The sequence below is a fragment of the Bradyrhizobium septentrionale genome (genome assembly GCF_011516645.4).
GTDB lineage: Bacteria > Pseudomonadota > Alphaproteobacteria > Rhizobiales > Xanthobacteraceae > Bradyrhizobium > Bradyrhizobium septentrionale.
Genome location: NZ_CP088285.1, coordinates 4,629,125 through 4,645,505, shown reverse-complemented (window position 1 = coordinate 4,645,505; position 16,381 = coordinate 4,629,125). Strand labels below are relative to the sequence as shown.

Below are 16,381 nucleotides of genomic sequence, written 5' to 3'. Positions count from 1 at the left end.
CCAGGCAACTGCTCTGAGAAAGATCCTCACATAAAAAGGGAAAAGAGAGCATTGTTTTCGGCAGCCATCTCCAGGCGCGCCTTTTGAGGTACAGCTCCTGGCCATCCAAATGCCGGGGCAAGGTTTGCCGAGCCAGAGCATACGGTTAATGACAGAATCTGTGCGGCGTGACGGTCCACGGTACCCGGTCCGCCCATGAAACGGTTGGTACGTGGCTACTGATGAACCCGCCACGTCCGACGGCGACCTCGCTGGCGCAACTCGATCATCTGGCTTGTTCCGGTGCGCATTGCGGAAGAGACCGCGATGGACGTGATCACGGTGGACCAGATTGGCCCCTTCACCAGCCTGAGATGGATCCCAGAGGGTAACGTCACGGCGCTCCAGAGCTTTTCGCTGCTCTCTCCGCATAGGCAAGGCCTGCCGCATTGTTCAGCGTCAGCGCTTAGCTGAATTGATGTGGCCGCTGACCCTGACCTTGATGTGCCTTGGCGCCACGCAGCTGTGCTCGGCCGCAGCCTCACGCGCCCGCGAGCGTTTCAATAGCGAAGGAAAACAGATAGCCCGGGCTCGGTTGCACGCATGTCAGCGCGATATTGAATGGTTTAGGACAACTATACGTACGTTTGTAATGCGCCTTTCTTCGGTACGTGCTCAGTTCAACCGTAAGCAATCGATCCCGGAAATGCTCGTGTGCGTCTCTGGGGCAGAAAGGATTGCCTTACTTTTGCCTAGAATGTTATAGCTCTCCTGCCGCATAACGGCCGGACGGTCGAAGAATGCATAATCAGATCAGCAATTTCAAACGTTCGGCCACGCAGTTTGCCTTCGGCAGCATAACGCTGGCGGTGGTGACGCTAGCTTCCTTTTACCTTCAAACGCATTTCGCCGCGATGGCGCTCGTCTATCTGCTGGTGATATTGCTGTTTTCGTTGATCGGCAGCTTTGTCGCATCATACGCGCTTTCCGTCTTAGCCATCGCTGCTTTGGCCTACTGCTTTGTGCCGCCGGCGTTCAGTCTACGGATTGACGACCCCCAAGCTCTTCCGGTGGTCGTCGCATTTCTTACTGTCTCGATCGTTGGAACACACCTGATCGGAAGAGTCCGCCAGGAAAGAGAGGCTACGCATGAGGCTGCGGCCCAGCTGCGGCGCGGCGCGGCCGATTTGAAGGATCGCGAAAAACGGTGGCGCGCGATCTTTGAGCACAACCCGGCCATGTACTTCATGCTCGATGAAGCCGGTACGGTCCTCAACGTCAATACCTTCGGCGCGACACAACTCGGCTATGCCCGCGACGAACTGATCGGCCAATCCGTGCTGGGAATCTTTCTCGAGGAAGATCGCGCGTTCGTTCACAAATGCGTTCGCACCTGCCTTGAAGATATCGGCCAATCGCACACCTGGGATGTCCAGAAAATCAGGAAAGACGGCTCGGTACTGTGGGTACGTGAAAACGCTAAAGCCATGCTCTGGGCCGATGACCAGCCCATTGTCCTAATAGCGTGCGAAGATGTCACGGAGCGAAAGCGAACCGAACTTGCCCTGCAGCGGAGCGAAGCCCATTTGGCTCAGGCGCAGGAGTTGAGCCACACAGGCAGCTTCGGCTGGAACGTTGCTACCGGCGAGGTCTTTTGGTCAAAGGAGAACTTTCGAATTTTCCAATTGGACCCGCAGACGGCTCCTGCGCCGGAACTGGTTGTCGAGCGTACCCATCCAGACGATAAAGCTTCGGTCCAAGAGATCATCGATCGAGCGATGCGAGACCCAAGGGACTTCGAGCACGAATACCGGTTGCTGCTGCCGGACGGCTCGGTGAAGCACATCCACGCGCGGGCGCGAGCAACAAGAACTGCCACCGGTGACATCGAGTTTGTCGGCGCAGCGACGGATATCACGGCAGCAAGGCAAGTAGAACAGCAGCTACGCCGTAGCGAAGCCTATTTGGCCGAGGCCCAGCGTCTCAGTCACACGGGCAGCTGGTCCTGGGACCTCTACAGTCTCGACTTTGTGTATCGCTCCGCTGAGGTCGACCGTCTATTTGGCTTTGAACCGCAAGAGACTGTATCGATCGAGACCATTCGGTCGCGCGTTCATCCAGATGACCTGCCGCGGCTTCAGGAAGTGCAGCGCCAGGCTATCGAAGGCAAGGAAGAGCGCTTCGAGTATGATTTTCGAATCCTTCTAGCAGATGGCGGGATAAGACGCATACACTCCGTCGCGCATGTGGTGGTCGGCAGCGATGGCAATGTGCGCGAACTCATCGGAACACACATGGATGTCACCGAGCAATACGCCGCTAGGGAACGCTTGGAAAACACACTTGCCGCGCTGCGCGAAAGCGAGCAGCGCTTTCGCGATTACGCCGAAACAGCTTCCGACTGGCTCTGGGAGACGGGACCAGATCATCAGGTCACCCACTTATCCGAGCACACCAGCGCTGCGGGAATATTGGCGACGGGATTGATGGGCCTGCCTCGCTGGGACATCGCGTGCGACGTCGAGGAAGAACCTGAGAAGTGGCGGCAACATCGGGCGACGCTGGAGGCGCATCTTCCGTTTCGGGATCTGGTCTACCGCACTGTCAACCGTATGGGATCTCCGATCTACGTCCGGACGAGCGGCAAGCCTTTTTTTGATTTAAACGGCAATTTCCTCGGCTACCGCGGCGTCAGCACCGACATCACCGCTTTGATTCGCGGAGATCAAACCGAACAAGAGCTCCGAAAGGCGCAGGCGGAGCTTGCGCATGTGACGCGTGTGACGACGCTAGGAGAGCTGACAACCTCCATCGCCCACGAAATCAACCAGCCACTCGCCGCGATTATCAGCAACGCCGACGCGTGCCTCGGTTGGATGGGCCGCCAGACACCTGATCTTTCCGCCGCTCGCTGTTCGGTTGAGTGGATAATCGAAGACGCAATCCGGGCAAGCGAGGTGATCCGTCGCATTCGCGCACTTGCGAAGAAAGGCGAGATCGAGATGGTACCGCTCGATATCAATGATGTAGTCAAGGATGTTATTGCTCTGGTGGCACGTGAGCTGGTTAACCACCGAGTGACGCTAAAGACCAAGTTGACGGAAGCGCTGCCCGCAATCCTCGGTGATCGGATTCAGCTGCAACAGGTGATTATCAATCTGGTGATGAATGGGATCGAAGCCATGGACGCAGTTACGGACCGGACGCGCGAACTGGTGATTCAGTCGTCGGAGGACGATACGGGATACGTGCAGCTTACCGTGACGGATTGCGGCGTCGGGATCGCTGAAGATGATACCGACCGAGTATTAGACCCCTTCTTCACGACAAAGTCGAGTGGCCTTGGCATGGGCCTTTCGATCTGCCGCTCGATTGTGGAAGCTCATGCAGGGCGCCTTTCAGTCGTTCGCAAGCAGGGGCCGGGAGCGAGCTTTCGGTTTGACCTACCGTTGCACAAGGAGCTCGTGCCGTGAGCGAACGCCCTTCCCCCCCGCGCGAAGGCAGCAAAGCTGAAGCGTCGGCAAATGCGACAGTCTTCGTTGTCGAAGATGACACCTCGATGCGTCGGTCGCTAACGAACCTTTTTCAATCGGTCGGCCTGGACGTCGTTGCATTCGGATCGGCCCGCGAAATGCTACAGAGCGGGCTTCCCGATGTTGTTAGCTGCCTGGTTCTTGATATCCGGCTGCCAGGTCTGAGTGGACTTGAGTTCCAGGCTGACCTGGCGCGGTTGAACATTCATATTCCGATCATCTTCATCACCGGCCATGGCGACATTCCCATGAGCGTCAGGGCCATGAAAGGCGGAGCCGTCGATTTTCTCACCAAACCGTTTCGCGATCAGGAGCTGCTTGACGCCGTGGTCGCCGCGACCGAACGTGATCGCAAAAGACGGAAGGCTGAGCAGACCGTCGCGGAACTGCAGGCTCTATTTAACACCTTAAGCCCGCGCGAGCAGGCGGTGATGAAGCTGGTCGCTACCGGCCTGATGAACAAGCAGATAGCCGCCGAGCTGAGGCTCGCCGAGATTACGGTCAAGATCTACCGGGGACACGTAATGAAAAAGATGCGCGCCCGGTCGCTCGCGGATTTGATCAGAATGACTGAGACGCTGAGCATCCGCGCAAATCGGCCCGAACAAACCTAAGTATGATTTTACAATTTCAACACTCAAGCCCACTTTTCGCCGAGGGTGGCTAATGCTGCGGCAGCCGCCATTCCCGCGTCCGGAGGGCACGTCTTGTCCACGCCTTTAATATCTGTCGTTGACGACGACGCGTCGGTCCGCGCGGCGACAGAGAACCTTATGAAATCGCGTGGCTACATCGTCCAAACGTTTGCGTCGGCCGAGGACTTCTTGAGGTCACCGCGATTGAACGAAACCTCCTGCGTAATTTCGGATCTGCAGATGCCGGTTATGAGCGGCTTGGACCTGTTGGCAGAAATGCGGGCGAGAGGTCACGGTGTGCCGTTCATTTTCATTACTGCGTTCCCGAACGACCGCGTGCGCGCCTCAGCCCTGGACGCGGGAGCGATTGGCTTTCTGGCCAAGCCCTTCGCCGGACATACGCTGATCGAGTGCCTCGATGCCGCACTGCAGGAGAATCGCGACGGGGGGCACACCTAATCCAGAAGACCGCCAACCTCATGTCCAATCTGCGCACTTCTCACGCGACACGACATCGATCAGCTTCTTGGCGCCGAGCACGCTGCGCCTGTAATTAGAACTCCGAGAGGCCGGGTCCGCGCGCTCCAGTCTAATTGGTTGGTCCGCTTTTTTAGGCTCGTCACCCGCGAGTTCGCTCAAGCAGGGTGTCATTCGGCCTGCAATATTGACCCCCTAAGCCGGGGGATCGGCGTCCAAAATTGACCCCCTGTAGGTTGGTCTGTTGCGCTGCCTGCTTTGGAATGAAGCAGGTGGTCGGGGATGCTGGTCGTGGAGACGATTGCGCGGATTCGGCGCGAGCACTTCATCAAGGGCAAGACGATCAAGGAGATCGCCCGCGACCTGAAGGTGTCGCGGAACACGGTCCGGAAGGTGCTGAGGTCCGGAGGGACCTCCTTCGAGTACGAGCGGCAGGTGCAGCCACGACCAAAGCTGGGGCGGTGGGCATCGGAGCTCGATAGGCTGCTGGCGGCGAACGCGACCAAACCGGCTCGTGAACAGCTGACGCTGATCCGGATCTTCGAAGAGCTGCGCGGGAGCGGCTACGACGGCGGTTACGATGCCGTGCGGCGTTACGCCAGGCGGTGGAGCAAAGAACGCGGGCAATCGACCGCGGCCGCTTATGTCCCGCTGAGCTTTGCCCCCGGCGAAGCCTACCAGTTCGACTGGAGCCACGAGGTGGTCTTGCTGAGCGGCACCACGGTGATGGTGAAGGCCGCCCATGTCCGGCTCTGTCACAGCCGCATGCTGTTCGTGCGGGCCTATCCGCGGGAGACGCAGGAGATGGTGTTCGACGCCCACGACCGGGCGTTCGCCCTGTTCAAAGGCACCTGCACCCGCGGCATCTACGACAACATGAAGACCGCCGTAGAGACGATCTTCGTCGGTAAAGGGCGTCTCTACAATCGCCGCTTCCTGCAGATGTGCAGCCACTATCTGGTCGATCCGGTCGCCTGCACGCCAGCGTCGGGCTGGGAGAAGGGGCAGGTCGAGAACCAGGTCGGGCTGGTCAGGGAACGCTTCTTCACGCCGCGGCTGCGGTTCAAAAACCTCGACGAGTTAAACGTCTGGCTGCTCGACAAATGCATCGCCTACGCCAAGGCTCATCGCCATCCGGAGCTGGTCGATCAGACGATCTGGGAAGTGTTCGAAGCCGAACGCCCCAAACTCGTTCCCTATGCCGGCCGCTTCGACGGCTTCCATGCGGTGACGGCATCGGTCTCGAAGACCTGCCTGGTGCGCTTCGACAATAACAAATACTCGGTCGCAGCCAGCGCAGTCGGACGACCGGTCGAGGTTCAAGCCTATGCCGATCGCATTGTGATCCGTCAGGATGGACGCATCGTTGCCGAGCACCCGCGATCCTTTGGCCGCGGCGATACCGTCTACGACCCCTGGCATTATGTGCCGGTGCTCGCCCGCAAACCCGGCGCCTTGCGCAACGGTGCTCCCTTCAAAGACTGGGTGCTGCCGGCCGCGATCGAGCGGATCCGGCGCAAGCTTGCCAGCACCGACGATGGCAATCGGCAGATGGTCGACATCCTCAACGCGGTGCTGACTGACGGTCTGCCCGCGGTGGAAGCAGCCTGTGCTGAAGCGCTCAGTCACAGCGTCCATTCCGCCGATGTCGTGCTCAATATCCTGGCCCGTCAACGTGAACCCGCCCCACCGGCCAACATCATGACGCCGGCCGCACTGACGCTCCGTCATGCGCCGATCGCCGATTGTGCCCGCTACGACAACCTCCGGAGGACCATCTGATGGAACGAACCCAAATCTTCGACCTCATGGGCGAACTCAAGCTCTACGGCATGAAGGCTGCCTTCGACGAGATCATGGCAACTGCCGTCAAACGCCAGCACGAACCTCAGCGCATTGTCGGCGACCTGCTCAACGCCGAGATCAACGAGAAGCAAGCCAGGTCGATCAAATACCAGCTCACCATTGCCAAGCTGCCGCTTGCCAAGGACATTGCCGACTTCCAGTTCGACGGCACGCCGATCAATCAGACTCTCGTCAATGATCTCGCTGGCGGCGGCTTCATCGCCCAACAACGCAACGTCGTGCTGGTTGGCGGCACCGGCACAGGCAAGACCCACCTGGCCATTGCCATGGCCAGAAGCTGCATCCGATCCGGGGCTCGCGGCCGCTTCTTCAACGTAGTCGACCTCGTCAATCGCCTCGAGACCGAGACCCGCAACGGACGGCAAGGACGGCTCGCCGAGCATCTGACCCGGATGGACTTCATCGTGCTGGATGAACTCGGCTATTTGCCCTTCGCCCAGTCCGGTGGCCAGCTTCTCTTCCACCTCGTCAGCCGGCTCTATGAGCGCGCCTCTGTCATCGTGACCACCAATCTCGCCTTCGGCGAATGGCCGAGCGTGTTCGGCGACGCCAAAATGACCACCGCGCTGCTCGACCGGTTGACCCATCACTGCGACATTGTCGAGACCGGCAACGATAGCTGGCGGTTCAAGAGCCGAGACGACGATCACGCCACCCGCGCTCGTCTCGCCTCCGCTATCCCGGCCAGCTCCGACGAGACGAGCGCTACCAGCAAAGCCCGCCGCGCAAAGGGGTCAAAATTGGACGCCGATGAGGGGCGCATTGCCTCATCGAAAATGTTACCGAACAATTCCGCTGATGACTGGGGCGGCGTTACCGAATCAGGTCGGTGGCGCCAATGGCGAGCGGGATCAGCATGGGCGCAAGGCGCGAGGTGTTGGCCGTGGTGGCGAGGCGCTACCGTGCGGCTGGACGAGTTGAGAAGGGACGGATCCTTGACGAGTTGACAGCGACGACGGGTTGGCACCGCAAGCACGCGGTGCGAGCACTGTCGGTTGCCGGAAGGGACAGGCCCAGGCCACCACTGGACGAAGGGGCAACGAGCCCAACCGAACCAGCGACAAGTCGGCGACGCAAATACGCCAGCGTGCGCGACGCGCTGATCGCGCTGTGGGAAGCCTCCGATCGCGTCTGCGGTAAGCGCCTCGTATCGATGATCCCAGTGCTGTTGCCCGCACTCGAGCGGCATGGCCGGCTGAAGCCAACGAGCGCAGAGCGTGCGCTGCTGACAACTCTGAGCGCGGCGACGATCGATCGGATGTTGATCGACGTTAAAATTGCGGCTGCTGGGGGGCGCCGGCGGCGAGTCGGATTCTACTCGGCGATTCGACGCGAGGTGCCGATCCGCACTTTCAATGACTGGGCAAACCCGCCGCCAGGCTTTTGCGAGATCGACATGGTCGCGCACGGTGGGACCAGCGTCGCCGGCTCGTTTATCCAGACTTTGACCATGGTGGACATCGCAACAGGATGGACGGAATGCCTGCCCCTGGTGACACGCGATGGCAGCCTCGTCGTGGAAGCGATGAAGCGAGCGCAGGGCCTGTTCCCGTGGGTGATCTGTGGCGCCGACTTCGATAACGACAGCGCGTTCATGAACGACGTCGTCGTTCCATGGTGCCGAGCACAGAAGATCGAGGTAACGCGGTCACGTGCCTACAAAAAGAACGATCAGGCTTTCGTGGAGCAGAAGAACGGTGCGGTGGTCCGGCGGCTCGTCGGATACGGGCGCTTCGACGGGGTCGAGACGGCCCGCGTGATGGCACGTCTCTACGCGGCGGCGCGCCTGCTGGTGAACTTCTTCCAGCCGTCATTCAAGCTCAAAGAGAAGCGCCGCGAGGGTGCCAAGATCATCAAACGCTATCATCCGCCTGCCACACCATACGAACGTGCACTGGGGCACCCGAAACTCCCATCAGCGGTCAAGCGCCGTCTGCGCCACACGTATCGGACTCTCGATCCCATACAATTGCTTGCCACGATCCGCACGGCGCAGGAAGAGCTCGGCGAACGGATCGGCAAGCGCGGTCTTGCGAAGGTTCCCACCGTATCGCCGGCTGATCCGCTCTCGTTTGCCCGATCGCTCGGCACGGCGGCAAAAACCGCCGAAGTGCGGGCCACGCACCGCCGGCCGAAACAGCGATACAAAACGCGTATTCGCATGCCCTCGAAGCTCGATCCCCATCTCGCGATCATCGAGAACTGGCTCGCCGTCGAGCCACAGCTCACTGCACTGGCCATCGTGGGCAGGCTCGCCACGATCGATCCCTCGATGTTCAGCGACAAGCAGCATTCGATCGTTCAGCGCCTGCTTCGGTCCCTCCGGCGGAAGGTGGCGGAGACAGCCATCGTATCCATGCCCGTGGATGAAATACGGCCCGAGGCTGTGGACGGCGCTGCGTGTGATGAGCACTCCGCCCCGCCCACAGCCTCTCCACCGAGCTGGCCGCGGCTCGAGACCGGTCTGGGGCAGTTCGTAGACCTTCATCCCGGGTAACATTACTTCCTGAGGCAATACGAGGGGTCAAATTTGAACGCCGATTGACAAGCAGGGTTCAAGACCTGCATGTTGAAATCCTATCTCGAGCTCGTACGATCTACTGGAATGAACTCCCCGAAATCGGCCGGCATCACCAGCGGTCCATTTCTTACTTTGGCTTATTGATCCTTGTGACGTGCTCCGCCCGCTAGCCGCGTTGATCAGGACCAACGTTGCCGCCGCGAGGCTCGCGGTACTCGGCACTCCCGGCTCCGTTCAATCTCCGTAGGCTGGTGCTCAGGGTGATCCTCCTCCCGGACAGGATTCGACAGGTTCGCGCGCTTGCTTAGCTCGGTCTCGTTGCAGCAAGCATACTATTTTCAACAACGAAAGAGCTCTGCTCAGCCCAAGAGCTCTCCGGAACGCATTTTCGAACCAATTGCTTGAGTCTTGTTCATTTCGTCGGGCGAAAAGCTCTGTGGGACGAGCTCCTGTTCACCGCGCCGCCCGTCACAGCTTCTATCCTCCTTGTCTATTGGGGGGCAGCAATCGCTCCGTAGCTCCTTCACGCCCTATCTCAGGCTGCTCCTTTGCTCCTCATGAACTCTTGGGCCTCATCAGATCGCCCGGAAGACCTTTGCCTCCAGATACCCCACATAATCTGCGTGCAAAATGCCCGGCCTCCTTTCGACGGCCGGGCGGATCTTGGCCGCGCCTCGTAAAGTTATTACGACGCCGCCAATTCGATCTATTGGCTCGTGCATTGCTGTCACAGAGCGCACCAGGCACTAGCAGCTCGGCGAAGACTACGCCGGCCGGCTCAGTCTGCGTACCATCTTCTCCGCGCAGGAGCTCTTCTGACTGTGAGCCTTCCCCAAGGCCGCCTAGCGCAGCAAAGACGGCGCGAAGAGCACGTCGAGATACGTTCCACGCAACTATACTCGTCGTCGGTTAAGAAGCCGATTTGAGTGGTGTGCGGTGGCTGGTGACTGAGAAGAAGGCAGCCAGGAAGAGGTACCAAAGAGCCCTTAGCCAGGCGAGGATGCGGCGGAAGTTGTAACCGACGGCGGAGAGGATGACGTTGGCGGTATCGCCGGCGCGGCCTTTAAGGTAGCAGCGGCCGAGGTGTCCGTCAGCCTTCAAATGGCCGATCACGGGCTCGATAGCGGAGCGGCGCCGCAGCTGGCGCTTGATAGTGCCGAAGACGCCGCGCTTCTGGCCGGAGATGAAGACGCGGCGCGGGTTCTGTGCGTCATGGCCGCGGTATCCCTTGTCGACAACGGCGCACTCGATCGCGCAGCCGTTGAGTGTCTCGGTTCGGTCGATGACGTCCCGCAGGGTGTGACCGTCGTAAGGGTTATCGGGCAGCGCCTTGGCGTGCAGCACGAACTGGCCGCCGGGAGCAGGCCGGTTGTTGGTGACGATGGAAGCCTTCACGCCGAACTCGTAAGGCGCGCTGGCCTTGCCCTTGCCGATGCACTCCACCTCGGGGGCATGGAAGGAATACAGCTTCCAGCCGCGCTGGCGCTGCTGCTGCGAGCGGATCTGCGTGGCCCGGCTCAACGGGAGTGCGAACGCCTCTTCGAGCGCATCCTGGCCTTCGATCTTGCGGCGGATGTCGCGGATGATCCGGCCCAGGCGGCTGCGCAGGATGCGCAACTGCCGCTGGTGCCGCTTGAACTGTTTGGCATGGGCGTAGCGTCCCGCCATCATCGCGGTGGCCTTGGCGATCCGAGAATAGGATTGCCGCAGCCGCACTCCGTGCTTCCTCGCTAGGCGGTTGAGCCCCTGGATCGCCGCATGCAGCAGCTTGGCATCGGTCGGAAAGGTGATGGCCTTCGGCTGCACCGTGGTGTCGACCGTGACCCGCTCAAGGTCCTTGCCGCGTAACGCGCCGACGTCGTGCGCCACCCGCAGGCTCTCGGCCAATAGCAGTTCCAGTCTGTCGCCGAGCCGCTTGCGCCAATGGCTCAGGTCCGAGCGCTCGTGCGGGAATGCGTGCTGGAAGAACTCTTCGCCAGTGAAGTACTGGAAATACGGGTCGTGGACCCAGCGTTCGCATACCCCCTCATCGGACAGCCCGTAAATGTGCTTGAGCAACAACAGCCCGATCACGAAGCGGGTCTCAGTCCCCGGCCGGCCGTTCTCGCTGTAGAGCGGCGCGATCTCGCCGTCGATCCAGTCCCAATCGATCTTGCCGGTGAGCCGGACCAGCTCGTGCTTCAGATTGATGATCTGGTCGAGCCGCGCCCGGAAAAAATCGTTCGCTCCCGTCGTTTTGTGCTTCTTCGGCCGCATCGTGCCCTCCGATGCGGACAGGGAATCATGCTTCGCCCATCGAGGGAATCTCGAAAACGAAATTGCAAGCTTCCGATGCGCAAAACACCAAAACCTTGCAATCTCAGAACGTCATTCCAGCCAAATTACGATTCCAGATCAGTCGCCTGGAAGCTTCTTAACGGGCGACTATACTCTAGGAGCCCGTCCAGATATGTTTTCGTGACGGGCATTTGTTGTAGAGTAGCAGGCTCAGGCTGCGTTTGCGAGGTTGAACAGCTTGAGGAGGTTATGGACGGTGCAGATCATTGTCCACTCGGCGCGCACTTTCTCGATGCCCCGCAACAGGAACTGGCGGAAGCCTCTTGCCTGTTTGATCTGCCCGAACACCGGCTCCACCACTTGCTTTCGCAATCGGTAGGGTGTTTCGAAGCCGCCATCGTCGATCTTCTTTCGCATGGCCTGTGTCAGCGGGCCGCCGACTTTTCCGTTCGCTACTGTCGGGTGCTTGGCGCGTCCGGGCGCGACATAGCCATCGATGCTGCGTGTGTCGAGCGCTTCGAGATTGGCTTCGCTGCAGTAGCCGGAATCCGCTGAGGCCTGCCGCGGCTTGCGGCCAAGATTGCTCTCGATGGCCTCGATCAGGGGCACCAACTGGCCCTGATCGCTGCCGTGCTGGGTCAGTTCTTGCGCGACAATGATCTGGGCATGTGCATCGACGGCCGCCTGGGCATTATAGGCCTGAACGAAGCCATCCTTCGACTTCATGATGCGGCTTTCCGGATCGGTGAAGTTGCGTTGCGCCTTGGGATTGGGTTCCTCCGATGGCAGCGCCGCCGGTTTGCCCGGCTTCTTGCGGCCTTCGGCCTGGCGCTGCTGTTCCTTTTCGGCCTCGATGCGGCGCTCTTCCTCCGCCGCCAGTTTGGCGTCCGCTTCCAGCGCCGCCATCGCTTGCTGGATCTTCGCCAGCCGTTTCTGCTTGTCGACGGTCCAGTCCGGCAGTTCGTCGCTGTTGCCGAAAGTCTCATCCTCCGAGGCATCCGCCGCCTCGGCGGCCGCCAGCATGCGAGCGACCTCGGCCTTCAATTCCGCCTCGCGCTTCTTCATGCGCTCATAACTCATCGCCTTGTGTTTCGACGCGTTCGCCTTGATCTTCGTACCATCCAGCGCGACATGACCGAGCTTGACCAGCCCGGCCGTCTCGCACAACTTCAGAACCTGCACGAATAGCGCGCCGAGCGCCTTCAAATGTCGCTTGCGAAAGTCGCTGATCGTCCGAAAATCCGGCGCATCCAGCGCCACGATCATCACAAAATCGTTCCGCTCCCGGCAGGCCTTGGCAATCCGACGCGACGAATACAGCCCACTCGCATAGCTATGCAGCAGCAGCGCCACCATCATCCGCGGATCAAACGGCGGCTGCCCAAGCCCGCTCACATAGCTGCCCATGATCTCCCTGAGATCGAGGCTCTCCCGCACCAGATCAACCATAAACCGCGAGACATGGCCTTTCGGCACGAAGTCCTGCACATTCGGCGGCAGAAGCAGCGTCTGATCGATGTTCCAAGGCCGAAAATACTTGCTCATCGCCCAATGTTGAATCAGACCCGACCAGATTTGAACAGCGACTATCCAGACAAGCTCCTAGTCACATAAAATCATCCTCGCAATCGTATGTCGCGGAGCCTTCTGCGATCTCGGTATCACCGTTCTCACAGTTGCCAATTTCGGAAAGATATCGCGCGGCAGCGCCTTTTCGCTGCCATTCACCATCACTGTTCTTATCCAATTTTCTGACATCTCTGGGTCGAGAACCATATTGTCGGCGTCAACCTCGACAAACCCCAACTTCTCCCCACGGGCTCTTGCTTCTGGATTAGCCGGACGCAAATTGAGCAACGGCCTTTAGCCGTCCATTCGAAGTTGATGCTCGAGCAGAATATCGCCAGCGTTCTCGACAAGCGGATGAACGACCTGAAGATCTACACTCGAGGTAGTCCCCGTTCGCCCAGGAAACAGCTCCCGCCATCGCTTGACGTCGAACTCTGTCATGCTGTCGCCGCCTTCCATTCTTAGAAGCCCGACACTCTTGTTTCCTAATTGGTAGCTGAAGTATCGCGCATTATCGGAATCTCGAGTTGTTCCATAGTCCTCAGCAATTTCCGCAGTTCGCCCTGCTCTTGCGGACACGAAATCTGAGTACTCTTGCGGGTTGTCGGCGATGTACTTGATCTTTTCGCCGTGATAGGTCTGAGCTGCCTTTCTGAACGACGACCTATTGATCTCCACCACAGGAGGGTTTTGAACGAGCGAATACGGTCTTGCTGCCGACGATGAGCTGCCACTGGGGCCTGGCGCAGCCAAGCGCATATTGGCGAACGCATCCGCGAAGCTGTTTGCATCCCCTTGCTCGTCAGCTTCGACAAAGCGTGAGGATTGGAAGTGGACAAGCCATTGATCCGATTATACATGGCGATTGGTGCTCCCAGCGGGCATACACTTCCGCATTTGGTTCAGGCTTGTTAAACTCGGCGGAGTTGATAGGCTGACTGCCTTACCAAAACCTGACGCGAGACCGTGAATGCCCTCCCATCCTTTCGGCAAGCTTTCCTAAAGCGGCACCAATGCACGTCGCATTGGCGTTGCCGGGATTGGTGAGGCTACGAGCATGGCTCGCAATGTCAGCCTATCAGGAGCGGGTTCGATCGATAGTTCTCCTATTGAATCAGCCGTCGAACGCTCTCCTTCTGATGCCGCGCGCCATGCTAGACGTATGCCCAGATCGCAGTCTCGATAAGTCCGGGGGAGCGCGCGGCCTGCTAACAGTTACCAGAATTCGCGACAACCAAGTATCCACCAACCATGGATAGGCGCGAGACTACAGCCTTTCCGGATTTTGAATCCACCAGATGGGGCAGCCACCGCAGCCTGATGGCTAGACAACGGCACCTCGACATTGCCGGAGCCGGCTATTCGACGGTGACCGATTTTGCTAAATTGCGCGGCTGATCCACATCCGTCCCCATAACGACGGCAGTATGATAGGCTAAAAGCTGAACCGGGATGGCATAAACCATGGGCGTAAAGCTTCCACCCATGTCCGGCATCACAATGGTCATGAGCGTGTCCACCGTCGCTTCCGAAGCGCCCTTCGCATCAGTGATCAAGATGATGTTGCCGCCTCGAGCCGCGACTTCTTGCATGTTCGAGACAGTTTTCCCGAAGACCGCGTCGTATGGCGCGATCACCACCACGGGCACCGTCTCATCAATCAATGCAATCGGTCCGTGCTTGAGCTCGCCAGCGGCGTAGCCTTCTGAATGGATATACGAGATTTCCTTCAGCTTGAGCGCACCCTCCAGTGCCAGGGGGGCCGATGTGCCGCGGCCGAGATAGAGCACATCGCTCGACTTGGCGACATGACGCGCGAGTTTCTCGATCTGCGGCTCGATCAACAGCGCCGCAGCAATCAGCCGCGGCACTTCGATAAGCTCGCCGACAAGCTTCGATTCATCGATCTCGTGCAGTTTACCGCGCTCTTTGCCTGCTGCCAGGGCAAGCGCCGCCATTACCACTAGCTGACAGATGAACGCCTTGGTGGAGGCGACGCCGATTTCCGGTCCCGCCAGCGTCGGCAGCACGGATTCGCTCTCACGCGCAATCGTCGAGGTCTGGACGTTGACTACAGATATCGTGTGCAGACCCTGGCTCTTGGCGTAACGCAGCGCAGCCAGTGTGTCGGCAGTCTCCCCCGACTGCGAGATGACGATCGCGAGATCGCCCTTGCGCAAAGGCGCCTCCCTGTAACGGAACTCGGATGCCACATCGATTTCGACCGGCAGGCGTGCTAACCGCTCGAACCAGTATTTGGCGATGTGACCGGCATAGCTTGCCGTGCCGCAGGCCGTAATCGAGATTCGCTGAATCGAATTGAAGTTGAACGGTAGTTTGAGCGGCAGGGCGACGCGCTCGGCGCCGATATCGACATAATGAGCCAATGTCTGCCCGGCCACCATCGGCTGCTCGTGGATTTCCTTAGCCATGAAGTGGCGGTAATTCGCTTTATCTACCAGGAGTGACGACGCGCCTGACTTTGATGTTTCCCGGTGGACGATAGTGCCGTCCGCGTCGTAGATCATACAAATCGAGCGGGTAAGCACGGCCCAGTCGCCATCTTCAAGATAAGTAATGGAATCGGTCAAGGGTGCGAGCGCGATCGCGTCCGATCCTAGATACATTTCGCCATTGCCATGCCCAATCGCAAGGGGTGATCCCTTGCGCGCACCGATCAAAAGATCGTCGTGGCCTTTGAACAGGAATACCAGCGCGAAGGCTCCGTGCAGCCGCGGCAGCGACGCCTGCACCGCATGCTGTGGCGAGTAGCCATTCATGAGATAGGATTCAACGAGATGCGCCACCACCTCGGTGTCGGTCTCTGAGCTGAAATGAGCTCCATTCTGTCCCAGTTCGGCTCTCAGCTCGCGGAAATTCTCGATGATCCCATTATGAACGACCGCGACATTTTCCGTCGCATGCGGATGGGCATTTCTTTCGGTAGGCCTTCCATGAGTCGCCCATCGGGTGTGACCAATGCCGATATGACCCGATAGCGGATGCCGGTGTAGCCGCTCGGCAAGATTTCTCAATTTGCCTTCAGCGCGCCGCCGCTCGATACGGAGACCTTCGAGCGTCGCAACGCCTGCGGAGTCGTAGCCACGATACTCCAACCGCTCGAGCGAAGCGACCAACTGTCCAACGACCGGACCACGCCCCAGGATGCCGACAATTCCACACATGCTGATCAATGCAGCCCAAGTTCGCGAAGCCGCGGCTTCCGAATGGCCTGCTGTCGACGTGGTTGCGGGGCTGCTCTAGCGTGTGTTGCCATTTGTTACTGGAAATGTTTGTCGCGCTCGTTCAGGCGAACATGCGATACTCGGACAGATGCATGCTCCGCTTGTCGAGATCAGACTAAACGATCAATATCGATAGCTCGATTGTACGAAGGTAAACTTTCGATATCGAAACGTTCGAAGAACTATACAAGTGTTTGCAAGCTCCCCGTATTTCCTGCACCAGCAGAAGCGATGTCATCGATATGGTCGATGAGCTTGCTGCGCCCTAGGCTGAGTGTT

General features: G+C 59.2%; 8 protein-coding genes and 2 pseudogenes. 6 read left to right on the top strand and 4 right to left on the bottom strand.

All coding sequences use genetic code 11. The features are described from left to right. Positions 1-779: 779 nt before the first annotated feature. From HAP48_RS23910 to HAP48_RS23885, 6 genes and pseudogenes are all read left to right on the top strand, one after another. Complete coding sequence (locus tag HAP48_RS23910) at positions 780-3,452, top strand: PAS domain S-box protein (protein ID WP_029084515.1); 2,673 nt, start codon at positions 780-782, stop codon at positions 3,450-3,452. Next, complete coding sequence (locus HAP48_RS23905) at positions 3,449-4,126, top strand: response regulator transcription factor (RefSeq protein ID WP_029084516.1); 678 nt, start codon at positions 3,449-3,451, stop codon at positions 4,124-4,126. The genes HAP48_RS23910 and HAP48_RS23905 overlap by 4 nt, the downstream gene beginning before the upstream one ends. 93 nt (positions 4,127-4,219) lie before the next feature. After that, positions 4,220-4,606, top strand: a complete 387-nt coding sequence (locus HAP48_RS23900; RefSeq protein WP_166209475.1) for a response regulator transcription factor — start codon at positions 4,220-4,222, stop codon at positions 4,604-4,606. A 300-nt stretch (positions 4,607-4,906) separates the two neighbouring features. Next, a pseudogene (gene istA, locus HAP48_RS23895) lies at positions 4,907-6,397 on the top strand (IS21 family transposase); the annotation flags it as partial. 8 nt (positions 6,398-6,405) lie between these two features. Beyond that, positions 6,406-7,128, top strand: a pseudogene (istB, locus tag HAP48_RS23890) (IS21-like element helper ATPase IstB); the annotation flags it as partial. 449 nt (positions 7,129-7,577) lie between these two features. Next, positions 7,578-8,987 (top strand): integrase catalytic domain-containing protein, encoded by a 1,410-nt coding sequence (locus HAP48_RS23885; RefSeq protein ID WP_166209478.1) that lies wholly within the window; start codon positions 7,578-7,580, stop codon positions 8,985-8,987. 933 nt (positions 8,988-9,920) lie between these two features. On the opposite strand, the gene HAP48_RS23880 is transcribed toward HAP48_RS23885, so the two are convergent. The 4 genes from HAP48_RS23880 to glmS all read right to left on the bottom strand — a co-directional run bounded on the left by HAP48_RS23880 (position 9,921) and on the right by glmS (position 16,042). After that, positions 9,921-11,267, bottom strand: a complete 1,347-nt coding sequence (locus tag HAP48_RS23880) for an IS5 family transposase (protein WP_166209482.1) — start codon at positions 11,265-11,267, stop codon at positions 9,921-9,923. Between the two features lie 231 nt (positions 11,268-11,498). Beyond that, the gene (locus HAP48_RS23875; RefSeq protein WP_166202952.1) at positions 11,499-12,833 is read right to left on the bottom strand and encodes an IS1182 family transposase; all 1,335 of its coding nucleotides are present in this window, start codon (positions 12,831-12,833) and stop codon (positions 11,499-11,501) included. A 318-nt stretch (positions 12,834-13,151) separates the two neighbouring features. After that, positions 13,152-13,616, bottom strand: a complete 465-nt coding sequence (locus HAP48_RS23870) for a hypothetical protein (protein WP_275949211.1) — start codon at positions 13,614-13,616, stop codon at positions 13,152-13,154. A gap of 599 nt (positions 13,617-14,215) precedes the next feature. Then, positions 14,216-16,042 (bottom strand): glutamine--fructose-6-phosphate transaminase (isomerizing), encoded by a 1,827-nt coding sequence (glmS, locus tag HAP48_RS23865; RefSeq protein ID WP_029085165.1) that lies wholly within the window; start codon positions 16,040-16,042, stop codon positions 14,216-14,218. Between the last annotated feature and the right edge of the window lie 339 nt (positions 16,043-16,381).